The 12,848-nt window shown below is 32.3% G+C and carries 13 protein-coding genes; 5 read left to right on the plus strand and 8 right to left on the minus strand.

Going from position 1 to position 12,848, the window contains the following annotated elements; all coding sequences use genetic code 11:
* Positions 1 to 154: 154 nt before the first annotated feature.
* The 4 genes from A8B35_RS02735 to A8B35_RS02750 form a co-directional block, all read right to left on the minus strand.
* Positions 155 to 1,141, minus strand: a complete 987-nt coding sequence (locus A8B35_RS02735) for a GSCFA domain-containing protein (RefSeq protein WP_075601882.1) — start codon at positions 1,139 to 1,141, stop codon at positions 155 to 157.
* A gap of 3 nt (positions 1,142 to 1,144) precedes the next feature.
* Positions 1,145 to 1,990, minus strand: coding sequence for an alpha/beta fold hydrolase (locus A8B35_RS02740; RefSeq protein WP_075601883.1), 846 nt, complete (start codon positions 1,988 to 1,990; stop codon positions 1,145 to 1,147).
* A gap of 62 nt (positions 1,991 to 2,052) precedes the next feature.
* Positions 2,053 to 2,994 (minus strand): tRNA epoxyqueuosine(34) reductase QueG, encoded by a 942-nt coding sequence (queG, locus tag A8B35_RS02745; protein ID WP_075601884.1) that lies wholly within the window; start codon positions 2,992 to 2,994, stop codon positions 2,053 to 2,055.
* Positions 2,995 to 3,075: 81 nt separating this feature from the next.
* Complete coding sequence (locus A8B35_RS02750) at positions 3,076 to 3,525, minus strand: hypothetical protein (RefSeq protein ID WP_075601885.1); 450 nt, start codon at positions 3,523 to 3,525, stop codon at positions 3,076 to 3,078.
* A 220-nt stretch (positions 3,526 to 3,745) separates the two neighbouring features.
* On the opposite strand from A8B35_RS02750, the gene A8B35_RS02755 reads away from it, so the two are divergent.
* Genes A8B35_RS02755 through A8B35_RS02765 form a run of 3 tightly spaced genes read left to right on the plus strand, consistent with a single transcriptional unit; the run spans position 3,746 to position 6,802 of the window.
* Positions 3,746 to 4,270 carry a hypothetical protein gene (locus tag A8B35_RS02755; RefSeq protein ID WP_075601886.1) on the plus strand — a complete coding sequence of 175 codons (525 nt, stop codon included), beginning with the start codon at positions 3,746 to 3,748 and terminating at the stop codon, positions 4,268 to 4,270.
* Complete coding sequence (locus A8B35_RS02760; RefSeq protein ID WP_083634279.1) at positions 4,260 to 6,065, plus strand: sensor histidine kinase; 1,806 nt, start codon at positions 4,260 to 4,262, stop codon at positions 6,063 to 6,065. The genes A8B35_RS02755 and A8B35_RS02760 overlap by 11 nt, the downstream gene beginning before the upstream one ends.
* A complete protein-coding gene (locus tag A8B35_RS02765) occupies positions 6,062 to 6,802 on the plus strand; it encodes a LytR/AlgR family response regulator transcription factor (protein ID WP_075601887.1) in 741 nt (246 codons plus the stop codon). The genes A8B35_RS02760 and A8B35_RS02765 overlap by 4 nt, the downstream gene beginning before the upstream one ends.
* Positions 6,803 to 6,886: 84 nt before the next feature.
* Here A8B35_RS02765 and A8B35_RS02770 read toward each other — a convergent pair whose 3' ends face one another.
* The 4 genes from A8B35_RS02770 to aroB all read right to left on the minus strand — a co-directional run bounded on the left by A8B35_RS02770 (position 6,887) and on the right by aroB (position 10,376).
* Positions 6,887 to 7,309 (minus strand): hypothetical protein, encoded by a 423-nt coding sequence (locus tag A8B35_RS02770; RefSeq protein ID WP_075601888.1) that lies wholly within the window; start codon positions 7,307 to 7,309, stop codon positions 6,887 to 6,889.
* 101 nt (positions 7,310 to 7,410) lie between these two features.
* A complete protein-coding gene (locus tag A8B35_RS02775) occupies positions 7,411 to 7,758 on the minus strand; it encodes a hypothetical protein (RefSeq protein ID WP_075601889.1) in 348 nt (115 codons plus the stop codon).
* Positions 7,759 to 8,023: 265 nt separating this feature from the next.
* On the minus strand, positions 8,024 to 9,244 hold the full coding sequence (locus A8B35_RS02780) for a 3-phosphoshikimate 1-carboxyvinyltransferase (protein ID WP_075601890.1): 1,221 nt from the start codon (positions 9,242 to 9,244) through the stop codon (positions 8,024 to 8,026).
* 64 nt (positions 9,245 to 9,308) lie between these two features.
* On the minus strand, positions 9,309 to 10,376 hold the full coding sequence (aroB, locus tag A8B35_RS02785; RefSeq protein WP_075601891.1) for a 3-dehydroquinate synthase: 1,068 nt from the start codon (positions 10,374 to 10,376) through the stop codon (positions 9,309 to 9,311).
* Positions 10,377 to 10,955: 579 nt separating this feature from the next.
* On the opposite strand from aroB, the gene A8B35_RS02790 reads away from it, so the two are divergent.
* Both A8B35_RS02790 and dprA read left to right on the plus strand, forming a co-directional pair.
* The gene (locus A8B35_RS02790) at positions 10,956 to 11,405 is read left to right on the plus strand and encodes a hypothetical protein (protein WP_075601892.1); all 450 of its coding nucleotides are present in this window, start codon (positions 10,956 to 10,958) and stop codon (positions 11,403 to 11,405) included.
* A gap of 273 nt (positions 11,406 to 11,678) precedes the next feature.
* Entirely contained in the window at positions 11,679 to 12,782 is a 1,104-nt protein-coding gene (dprA, locus tag A8B35_RS02795) for a DNA-processing protein DprA (protein ID WP_075601893.1), read from the plus strand.
* Positions 12,783 to 12,848: the final 66 nt, after the last annotated feature.

Raw genomic sequence — 12,848 nt, forward strand, 5'->3', positions numbered from 1 at the left:
TTATTTAGTTTTTTAAGTTGCTTATGTAAGGATATATTAATTTAAAGTTATATTTACTTTTAGATTAGCTGTTAATCAAATGTATTAATATTAATTTATAATGTAAATGCTTATTTGACTACAAAATTGTTATTTACGTATAGATAACATGTGTTCACAAAATTTCACTTTTTATTTTTGATAACTCTTTGGATATATTAACATTAGGGTATTTTATTTTTAATTGATTTAGTTTTTGTAATACTTTTTTTAAGAAATCTTGATGTTGTGGTGAGCTAATATTAAATGGTCTGTGATTTAATGATTTACTTAGTTTTTGAAATTCGTTTTGATATACTAGTGCTTCTTGTGATAAAAAGTGAGATTCAAACTTTTTCCAGATATAATCAACCGCTACATCGTTAGGGTGAATCATGTCTTTATCATAGAATCGGTAATCTCTTAAATCATCAATGATAAATTCATAGGCAGGAAAATAACTGCAGCTTTCAAATGTATCAACCAATTGTTCAATAGCTAAAAGTAAGGTAGCCTTACTTATTTGATTTCCATGGGCTCCATCTTTCCAATGACGTACAGGGCTTACTGTAAAAATAATGTTTAAGGTTGGGTTAAATACAAGTAATTCGGTGATAATGGTTTTGTATATATCTATTATCTCACTTATATTTAAAATATACCTATTAAAGGATTTATTAGGGTATTTATGGCAATTTGAAACAACTTGGTTGTTTTCAATAAATTGATAAACCCACGCGGTACCAAAGGTGATAAAAAGGAAGTCTGCTTCCTTTAAAAACAAATGTGCATCCTCATTATTTTTGTTTACCTGTTTAAGGTATTGTTCTTTATCTGAGTTATTAAAAGAACTATGATGAGAAAATGTGTGCCAAAGGTTGTTCTCATACCTTAAATCCTTTTCAGAGAATTGATATTTATCTATGATAAATTTTAATGTATTCTTAACACTAATTGGATTGTATATTGTCCCATATGGGTTAATCATGCACGGAATTTTAGCTTCCTCGCATTTAGAACCAATATTATTGGCAAAGCATGAGCCAATAAATAAAACACTTGAATTGTATTCTATTTGTTTATTGTGTGGTTGTGTTATTATTTCAGTTCGAAAGTTATTCATGCTTTAAATATGATTTTTAATCCAATTATTTATGTTGTGTAATATTTTCATATTGTCATCCTCCAAATGTATTTCATGGAAGGCACTGTTTAATAAAAGTAATTGAGCATCGCCACTTTGCTTATCTATAAAAGTCTTGGTTTGACTGGCAGAGGTTACCTGATCCGCTTTACCATGTATTGCTAAAATAGGCACTTCCATTTGAGGAATACTTTTAGCAAGCCTTTTTGTTGCTGCACTGATACTGTGTAACAGGCGTAGAGAAATGCGTTTATGAACATAGGGATCTTCCTTGGCAATAAGTTGATTGTTTGATTTACTTCTTAGCTTTGCAGAACTTACACCTGTTTTCACCCTGTATTTGGGCATTAAATAAACAAGTAAGTTTATTAATGAGTTGAAAATAGGCGCAGGAGGATTACTTAATTTGAACCATGGTGCAGCTATAATAGCAGCGCTTAAATTACCTCCAAACTCAAGTGTATACAAGGTAGCTAAAAGTCCTCCCATACTACTGCCGTAAATAAACAATGGCAAGTCTTTATATTTGGTGGTATTGATGTGTAATCTTATAGCATCAATATCTTGTAATAAAACATCAATATTTTTAGCATCGCCTTGTTTTCCGGCAGATTGGCCGTGTCCCCTTAGGTCGATTGCAAAAATGCCAAAATTAGATTTGCATAAACCTTGAGCCCAGTCGTCATATCGTAAGCCATGCCCTCCCAGTCCATGTACTAATATTAGTAAACATGTAGGTGTTCTAAATGGTAACCAAGAGTGACCTTTTAGTTGAGTCCTATCTGTTGAGAGTAGGTTAAAGTGGCTATATTCGAAGTTGGGTTTCAAAATGCTAGTTTAATTTGTTGGTACTCTGTTAAAGTTAGTACTATCAAATTAAAATACAAGCCTTATAAATCGCTTTTTAAATCTAAAAAGTCAATATTTCTTCTTAACCCAGCAAACTTAGCTCTTTTAACAGCTGATTTTTTGAAGTAAATTGGGAATTGTTCTGAAGATAGGTTTTGCCAATCGCTTTTACTAAGTTTTAGTAGGTGCTCGTTTGGTTGAAATGCATCATTTTTGTTGGGGCGCGACTTCCAGGTCCACGGACAAGCTTCTTGGCAGATATCACATCCGAAAACACGATTTTCCATTTGTCCGGTAAACTGATCAGATATTTCTCCTTTATTTTCAATGGTTAAATAAGATATACATTTGTTAGAATCTAGCTTGTGCACCTCTAATGCACCTGTAGGGCAAGCATCAATACATCTTGTACATCCGCCACAAGCGTCTTTTACATTATCCCCCTCAGGTAAAATAAGGTTGCTAATGATTTCTGAAATAAACACGTAGCTTCCTAATCTTTTATGGATGAGGTGGGTGTTTTTGCCAATCCAACCCAAACCTGCTTTTGCAGCTAGAGAACGCTCTAAAACAGGAGCGGAGTCAACAAAGCATCTCCCATCAAGAGACGGATCAATCTCTTCCTTGATAAAATTATATAAGTTATGAAGCCGCTTTTTAATGATGTCGTGATAGTCTTGTCCATATGCATATCGAGCAATTATAGGGGCATCTGCATTGAGGGGTTTTTCGCTAGGTGTATAATTGGTTAGCATCACCATAACCGACTTTGCTCCTTCCACCAAAAATGATGGATTGGTTCTTTTTTCAAAGTGATTGGCCATGTATTGCATGCCCGCGTGCATATTGTTATCAAGCCACTCTTTTAAGTAGGCTTTATCATCAGTTAATTCTAGCGCATTTGTAAAACCTATATCATCAAAACCTAACTCTTTGGCCTTATTTTTAATTAGAGTTATATGTTCTTCTGAGATTGTGAGCATTAAAGAATATTTAAGTCTTATTTTGAATTAGAATGGTACGCGATAGACACTCTGTTAGTTCCTATTTAAAAAGATCTATTGTTAGTTGAGTTTAATGTTTTTTTCTTTGGCAATGCCAATAATAGCAGTTTTCAATTCTAATACAGATGCATCATTCATTCGTCCATAATCCAACTCAATTAGCTTTGGCATTAAAAAGCGTATTGAAGCCACTTTTATTTGAACTTCTTTGATGTCTACCCAGTTTATGGTCCACGATTTTTTGAAGATTGAGGGTTTAACTTCAATCTTCTCTTTATCAATTTTTATATAGGCCTTTCCGAATAGTGAGATGGGATTGATGCCTAAACCAATTATGATGTAGGCTATTCCAGCAATTATAAATACCGGTATATAAGAATTTAATAGGCTCTCTAGTTGGCTAGGGTAGAATAGAGTATATCCTGAAAAGGCTAACATAGCAAAGCCGAGTGCAATTCTTAAAAAGTTTTGCTTGTATTGAATTATTAAATTGATGTATATACTATTCATAATATCTTAAAATATTCTCAAAGATAGAACTGATTTTTAATTTTAGCATTATTGTATATTAACTTAATTTCAATAACTTTGATATAAAATAGTCATACAAAGATGGTTAAACTAGTATGTCTGTAACTATCTATTTTGAAAGGTTTATGCAGAATGCAAAAATCTTACTATGTTAATTAGAAGAGTTATTTATAATCTCTAAAATCTTAATCTAAATACAATGAAGAATCTAATCTCTATTATTATTGACACTCAGAGCCTTATTGATTTTTTTAAAAAAGCGCCATCGTGGGGTACATCAGATAAGCCATATAAGGCTGATTCGTTTTGCACCGTTGATGCTCCGAATTTATTGTGGAGAGGTGGACGAATATTGACATTAGAACCTAGTTCTAGTTATGAAATTGAATTATTATCAAAATCAATTAAAACTGATGTAAAGCATTTAAAGGAGGATTGTGCTGAAGTTATATTTACAGCTATAACGGATGACCTTGTAACTATTGAGGATTGGAAAAATATCTTTATTTTGGATAATAAAGATTGTTATACTTATGATAAATTTAGAAATGAGTTAACTATAAAACAAGAGTTGGGTAAAGCATTGATGGTGCAAACTGCACCAGATTATTCTCCAAAGTTTAATTTGCAATACGCAATATATTTTGAGATTAAGGAAACAGGTAAAATTGGCGTAATTGATCCATATATTGGGAATACCTCGTCAGAACCTGATGAAAAATAACCTTAAATACTTTAGATGTTATTTCCTTTTTTTTCTACTCTTTCACCTAACATATACTTCTTCACAGATTAATATTGATAGCTTAAAGAAAGTAGCAGAAGGTGATTGTGTAGAATTAGAGAGGATAAACTCACTTTTATGTTTATCCAAGTACGAAACTCCGATTCAAGCATTAATATATGCAGAAAGAGCCCGTGAGCTATCCCATGTTAATAAATATTACGAGAAAGAAGGTTTAGCATTGGAATATATTAGCCTTTGCAATAGGCGAATGGGTAATTATACCAGTGCGATTAAAGCATCATTGGATGCTTTACAGATCTATGATAGAATTGGAGCGATTGATAAGAAAGCTTCGTTGCAACTCCAAATAGGATCACATCTTTCAAATGAAGGTAATTATAAATTATCGAAAACCTACATTGAGTCTTCGTTATCGTCTTTTCAGATACGGAAAGATACGCTTAATATGATGTATGCTTTAATAAACTTGGGTGAAACTTACCGTCGTTTATTCGCTTATGATAGCGCGAAAATTTGCTTTAAATATTGCATTGAATTAAATAGAAGTGCCAAAAATAGACTTGTTGAAGGGTATGCACTAGGGAATATTGGCTTAACTTACCTTAGTGAGGATAGTACGTTATTAGCAGAAAATAACTTATTAAAGTCAATAAATATTCTTAGTAATTTAAGTGATGTTTATTCTTTAGCGTGTTATAAGTCGAAACTAGCTCAGTTTTATTTATCCAAAGGCATGGATGAAAAAGGAGAATCAATGCTTTTGGAGTGTTTGAAAATATCCAAAAGAGAGAATCTAAAAGAACAAATAAGAGATATAAGTCTTGATCTATCACAGTTTTATGAAGTGCAGGGGGATTATAGTTTAGCATTAAATTATAGAAAGAACTATGAGTTTTATAATGATAGCATAAAGAATCTCGAGAATGTTAGGAATATTGAGCAATTGAGAAGTCAATATTATTTAAAGAAAAAGGAGGATGATATTTTATTTCTTGAGCAGGAAAATAAGAATAAGAATATACAAATTCTGCTTAGCTTGTTTGGGGTGACTCTTACAATTCTATTATCAGCCTTTTTATATTACGCATTACACTCTCGGAAAGTAGCATATGTTAAGTTACTAGATCAGAAAAAAATAATAGAAAAGAAAAAGGAAGAGATAGAATTGCTTTATAGAGAACTCAATCATCGAATTAAGAATAATTTACAAATGATTGCTAGTATATTTAGTTTGCAAGCTGGTAGGTATTGTACTAGAGAAACCTCTGAATCTTTAGCTATTGCTAAGTTGCGTGTTGAGTCATTAACGCTAATTCATCAAAAACTTGTTCCTTCGTCATCTAATGTTTATTTGTTGTTAAATGATTATATAACTGATCTTGCAGAGAACCTTATTTTTAGTTTAGGGATTGATGTTGATTTGCAACTAAAGTTAGATAAAGTCAGGCTGCATGTGGATGATGCTATTCCTTTAGGAATTGTATTAAATGAACTATTGACAAACTCATTAAAATATGCAGTTCCAATAACAGCAAAAGCTCGTTTGATGATTTCGTTACTAAAGAAGCATGATGGATTTATGATTATTATACGAGATAACGGTCCAGGCTTAATTGAAAAGGTTAAGGCTTCTAAGTCTCGCTCAATTGGCCTTAAACTAGTAAAATCCTTATTGAAACAAATAAAAGGTGAAATTATTCAGACCAATGATAATGGGTGTGTTTGGTCGATCTATTTAAAGGATTCAGAATTAAAAAATCTAAAATTATGAATATACATATTGTAGAAGATGAAATTTTGATTGCTGAGGATATGGCATTTCGTCTTACGGAATTGGGTTATAATGTGGTTAAAATCAATGATAATGTTGAGGACGCAATTGATACATTAAATAATTTAATGGTTGATTTAGTTTTAATTGATATTAATTTAAAGGGAAAAAAAAACGGGATTGATTTGGCAAATATAGTGTCTGACCACTATGGTATTCCCTTTATATTTTTAACATCATTAGCTAGTGATAGTGTTATTAATAAGGTGATACAAGTTAAGCCTACAGCTTTTTTATTAAAGCCATTTAATGATAAGCAAGTACAAGTAGCAATTGAATTGGCTAAACAAAATATGAGTGCTAGTATATCTGAAAAGAATATTGATAAATCAGACCTTGAATCGAAAAAGATTGACTTACAGGAGCAAGATTTTATATTTTTAAAAAAACAAAATGCTTATGTAAAGGTAAGGTTAGATGATATACTCTGGCTTGAAGCGGAAGGGAACTATACAACTATTTATACAAAAGATGATAGTTTTATATACTCAGTTGTATTGCATAAAATTGAAGAGCAATTACCTAAAGATTTATTTAAAAGAATACACCGGTCTTTTGTTGTAAATATTAAAAATGTAACTGGTATTAAAGGGAATATGTTGATAATTGGAGATAAGCAAATTCCGGTAAGTAAAACAAATCGTGATGATGTTTCTCGTTTGTTTCAGGTTATTTAAAATCTTACAATCAAGGGACTCAATTCGAATGTTGTATTGAGTCTCTTGATGAAAGTTTACTATAATGATGAAATTATACGCGTATTATGCAGGTTGCTGATCCGCTGTCATCTCAAATTCTTCATTCATAAGTTCCATTTTTTTGTTATGAAGAGTTGTATTGTGGCGAGTTCCTGAAAGTGTTTTGTTAAAAACAGTTTTATGAATAAAAGACTTTTTGGCTTCAACCTTTAGATGAAATGATAGTAATGAGTCCGTACAATTCCATTCAGATATCGTAATTGTAATCTTAACACCACTTACGGTAGTGGATTCCTTCTTATTTCCATCAATTGTTAATGATTGACTCCCGCTTCCTTTATTGCTATCAATGGTTGCAAGAACAGGGAATTTACTTGTTCCATCATCGTATACCTTGATATCTACAGAACCTTTAATAATGCCCATAATTGAGAATGATTCACTCTCATTAATAATAATTGGTAATCCATTTTCTAGAGTTTTCATAACGTTTTTCTTTAATGTTAATAAATATGATTTGTGTTATTTGGATTTAATATCTGGGTCAACAATTGTCTACTTTTAACTTTATGTATTATTTGGGATGCCTAATTCATTGGTTTTTGTGAGTCTTCTAGGGTTTGGCCTTTGGTAGTAATATTTATAGTGGGTAAGCAAAGTTTTATGCTTAGTTTATTTGTGGAATATTTTCTTGAATATGATTGTTGATTTTTATTATGTCTACAGATAAAGTTAATCTGATTAAGGTGTCTATCTGATCTATTAGATAGATCATTATTTGCTTTGAAGGCTGTTTTGAGAGCCATTTTATTACTCGCAATTGTTATTATATGTAAGATGGTATTTCTTGCTAATATCAAGAGAGAAGAATAGCAGATTTTTCCATTTTTGAGCTTACTATAAGGATCTTGAGTGTAGATTAATTCAGTTTGCATAGCGAAAATCTTAAATGATTTGATCACAATCTACACTCAATCTTTTATCTAAAAAAAAACGATATATAAACAGTTCATATTTCTTAGTGGGAGGGATATTCTAATGAGTAAGTTAAAGTTGGTTATTTTTTAGTGTTGTTATCGAATTCCTTTATTTCTGGCAATTGCTACTTCTGAGAAATGTATTTTAGCCTGGAATAAAGAGTATAAAAAAAGCTGCACCTTTTTAGGATGCAGCTTATTATAACTATGAGGTGAAAACTTATTATTTACTTGTATATCCAAACTCGCTCAAGTGATCCCAATATTTAGGATATGATTTGGAAACCACGGCTGGATCTTCAATTTTCATATCTTTTATAATGCTAACTGCAGGAGCAAAAGCCATGGCCATTCTATGATCGTGATAAGTGGCAATGCTAGGCGTTTCATCTTTTTCACAAGTAGTGCCATCCCAAACCAAATTATCAATGTTGTTTGAGCTTAGTACAAAGCCCATTTTCTTTAATTCATCAATGAGCGCATTGATGCGATCTGTTTCTTTAATCTTTAAGGTTTGAAGACCCGTAAAGTTAAAAGGAACACCTAGGCAGCAGCAAGTAACTGCAAAGGTTTGAGCCAAATCAGGTTGCTCAATAAAATTGTAATTAAATTGTTTATATAGCTCGCCTGTATTTTTCAGTGTTAATCCATTTTTATTGAATTTATAAGAAACACCCAGTTGCTTAAACAATTCTGCTACCTTCGAGTCGCCTTGCTCGCTATAGCGTTTTAGTCCTTTTAAAGTAACTTCGCTCCCTTTATTTAGCGCTACTATTTCAAACCAGTATGATGCTGCACTCCAATCTGCTTCTACAGTAAACTCAGTAGGGTTGTAATTAGCAGAAGGAACAGTGATTACATTGTCTTTCCAATGACATTTTACACCAAAGGTTTCCATCATCTTAAGAGTTAATAAAATGTATGGGCGCGAAATAATTTCGCCTGTTAATGTAAGGCGTAATCCATTTTTCATGGTGGGGCCTATCATTAATAAAGCTGAGATATACTGACTGCTTACATCGCCAGCCAATTCAAGATCGCCACCTTCTAAAGCACTACCAAAAATGCGAAGTGGAGGATAGCCCTCTTTTTCAGTATATTCAATTTTAGCACCCAATTCGTTAAGTGCTTCAACCAATATTTTAATCGGACGCTGCTTCATTCTATCAGAACCTGTAATGGTCCATTCGCCTACAATTTTTGATAAAAAGGCAGTTAAAAAGCGCATAGTAGTGCCAGCAGCACCTACATCAAAATTACGGCTATCAGAATTAAGAGCCTTTATGAGTAATGCAGTATCGTCACTATCGCTTAAGTTTTTAATAGGAATAGAACTATATGAAACTGCGTTAAGAATAAGTGCTCTGTTGCTAATACTTTTTGAAGTAGGTAAATCTACAGTGTATTTATCTATTTGTTTTGGTGCTGAAACAGTATATGTCATTGTATCTGATGTTATGTTCTTGAGTTTGTTATTACTTATGGTAATGTAATTTGTTTTAATCTTACTATAAGTCTAAATAAAACTCAATGGCTTCGTAAATTTCTTCTTTTGTACAAATTTGATTAATCTTGATTTCTCCAATTGTACTTAAGAGTGTAAAGTTAATTTGATTCTTTTCATTTTTCTTATCGTGCGTCATCAAATAAAATAGGTCATTAAAATCATCCATAGTAATATCTAATTTACCATAGATTTTTTCAATTACACTGTTTATTTCTTTAATTGTTTCCATTGGGAAACCACACTTTTTATATCCTAAATATAGTTCGGCTAACATTCCGTAAGCAACAGCATAACCATGTAAAATGGCTTTGTTATTTTTCATGCAGAAACTCTCAAAAGCATGGCCAATGGTATGTCCGAAGTTTAACGATTTACGAACGTTCTGTTCAGTAGGGTCGGCCTTAACAAAACTCTCTTTAATATTGATACTACGTATTACCAGAGGTTTTAGTGCTTTCAAATCTACATCAATAATAGGAAAGGATTTGATGTCGTTCCAGGTATCTTCAGAATAGATTAAGGCATGCTTAATCATTTCAGCAAAACCTGATGAGATATTTTCTTGATCTTGTGTTTTTGTAAAATCAGTATCAACAAGAACCGCGGTGGCGTGTTGGAAAACGCCAATTTCATTTTTTAGGCTATGAAAATTAATACCCGTTTTACCACCAACACTAGCATCAACTTGGCTAAGCAATGTTGTAGGAATATTAATAAAATCAATACCTCTTTTAAAAGTAGAAGCAGCAAAACCACCTAAATCACATGGCATACCACCCGCTAAATTTATTAAGAGCGATTTCCTATCGGCACCATTAGTGCTTAAAAAGTGCCATACTTTACTAATGGCATCAATGGTTTTGTTTTGATCCCCTTCCTCAATGCAAATGATGTTATTTTCATCAATAGCTTCGAGTCCTTTAACTTTAGGATAACAATGTTTATAGGAACCAGTGTCGCACAGTAGAAATACTTTTCCGCGACTATATTTTTTGATTAGATCAGTAAGGTCTTGTTTTAAATCTTCGGCACCATACACCTTCGATTCGCTCTCTTCAATTACCTGCATTCTCCCGTAATTTGTGGTAGTTATTATTTTGGCATCAAAAATAGGTAAAAAACAGATTTGTAAGTCATGTTTTTGAATAAATTATAATTCGTAAACAAATAAGGTCTTCTATTTACTCTATTGTAAATTGCAATTGTCGATGATATCTAGTTTATGAAGGATGTTCTAAGGGTTAATCTAAATAAAAACAGTAAATATCTGGGATGGTTTTTCATTGGTCTTGGATTGAACCTGCAATGCACTCTTTTTATTGCTTTAATGGTTTTATAGGATCAGTAAACGTATAATGAAATACCAATGTAGTCCCAATCTAGACTATGAGAATTCCATTAAAATTCGATTTTTATCAAAATTTGAATTGAAGCCTTTATGGGCTATTTATTTTGGTCTGATTCTTTATATTTGTGCAGACTAATTATAGTGAAGTTGTTTAAAGTTGCACTGAAACTTTGCGAGTAATGCCTTAATTTTAGTGGTTTTGGCCAATCTCCACGCTGTGGAAATAATACTGATAATCAGTTTGTTGTTATCATAATTTCTCAACAAATATAGCACAACTTTAATTTAAAAATAGCATAGATGAATAATAGAAAGACCGCAGGGAAGATTCAATTAATACTTACTTTGGTAATCATCGCTTTATTGGCTTTGTGGATTTGCTCCATAACAATGCAAGCATTGGCCTTTATTGAAAATTTACAATCGGTTTCTATGCTGTTGTTAATAGTTGTGGTGTTGTACTTTCTTTTTGGTGGGTTTTACTATGTTGAACTAGAACAAGAAGAAGATGTTATTAATGTGAAGTTTTATAATTCATTCCCTTTTTCGCGAGAGTTTAAGATGTACCGTATTCCAGTATCTGCACTAATTAGTTATGAGATAACAGGGAATGCCTTCTTTCAGCAAAAGTTAGTATTGTTTCAGATGACTTCTAATCAAGCTTCGAAATATCCACCAATTTATATAACTGCAATGTCAGCAAAGGATAAGGCCAAATTATTTGCTTTTCTAAATGAATTGGTAAAATAACGACTTTTGCGTAAAAAGAGCATTCCAACTTTATGGAGTTGGTGCAAATGATGACTCATCCTATTGCAAAGTGCGTATAGAATAGCTATAAGCTAATATTCAGGAACGAATATTTTCCAATTGTAGGTAATAGCATTAATGCGTTAATAGTTATTGAGTTTAACTTAATTTAGAAAGGTCAGTTGGCTTCTTAGTATATGCGATTTCCTAACAAACCATACTTAAAAAATAGATTCTTTTATTATTTTTGTTCGTACCTAAACGAATGAAACCTTGCAAAATCAACTATTATATAAAATAGCATTAGCTCATATAAAGGGGGTGGGTCCTAAATTATGCCGAAATATTATCGCATATCTAGGAAGTGTTGAGGCTGTATTTAGTGAAAGTTCTCAGGCTTTATCTAAGATTCCAGGAGTTGGCATAAAAACAGCGGAAGCTATTACAGACCCAAATGTAATGCACCTAGCCCAAAAGGAACTCGATTTTATTGTTAATAAAGATATTACTACAAGTTTTTATTTAGACTCTAATTATCCTTCCCGATTAAAGCAGTGTGAAGATGCTCCTATAATTCTTTATTCAAAAGGAAATCATAATTTATCAGATAATAAAGTCATCTCCATTGTTGGTACCCGCAAGGTTACTGAGTATGGCAAAGAAAATTGTGTAAAGCTCATAAAAGAAATTAGTGAGCAATTTTCTAATGTTACCATAGTGAGTGGTTTGGCGTATGGAGTTGATATTTGTGCGCATCGGGCAGCCTTAGAATTTGGTCTACCAACCATTGCCGTTATGGCACATGGATTGGATCGTATTTATCCCAGTGTTCATAAAAAAACAGCAACAGATATACTAAGTACTGGTGCTTTACTCACAGAGTTTACAAGTGGTACTAATCCGGATAGGCAAAACTTTGTAAAGCGTAATCGTATTGTTGCTGGTATTGCGGATGCTACCATAGTTATTGAGTCGGCATCTAAAGGTGGAGCCTTAATAACTGCAGGTATTGCACAATCTTATAATAGAGATGTTTTGGCTTATCCTGGTAGGGTAGGCGATGAATTCTCAATGGGATGTAATCACCTCATAAAATCTAATGTAGCTGCAATGATTGAAGGGGCTAAAGATTTAGCATATGCCTTAAATTGGGAAGTAGATTATGAGAATAATAAACAGCTTAGTATGTTTAATGCTCCTGTTGGAGAGGAAGGGCTAATTTATGAGTTGTTATTAAGTAATAAAGAAATGTCAATTAACGCCCTATCTGCTCAAACAAGTATTACAGTCAGTAAGTTAGCTTCCTTGTTACTAAAAATGGAGTTTGATGGTTTGGTGAAAAACTTACCGGGTAATCTCTATCGTTGTCTGCAATAATAAATAACATATTCATTATTAAATTTAATAAGGTAAAAATGTGTATTTTTTTACGAATATATGTTT

The sequence above is a fragment of the Saccharicrinis aurantiacus genome, assembly GCF_001660705.2.
GTDB lineage: Bacteria > Bacteroidota > Bacteroidia > Bacteroidales > Marinilabiliaceae > Saccharicrinis > Saccharicrinis aurantiacus.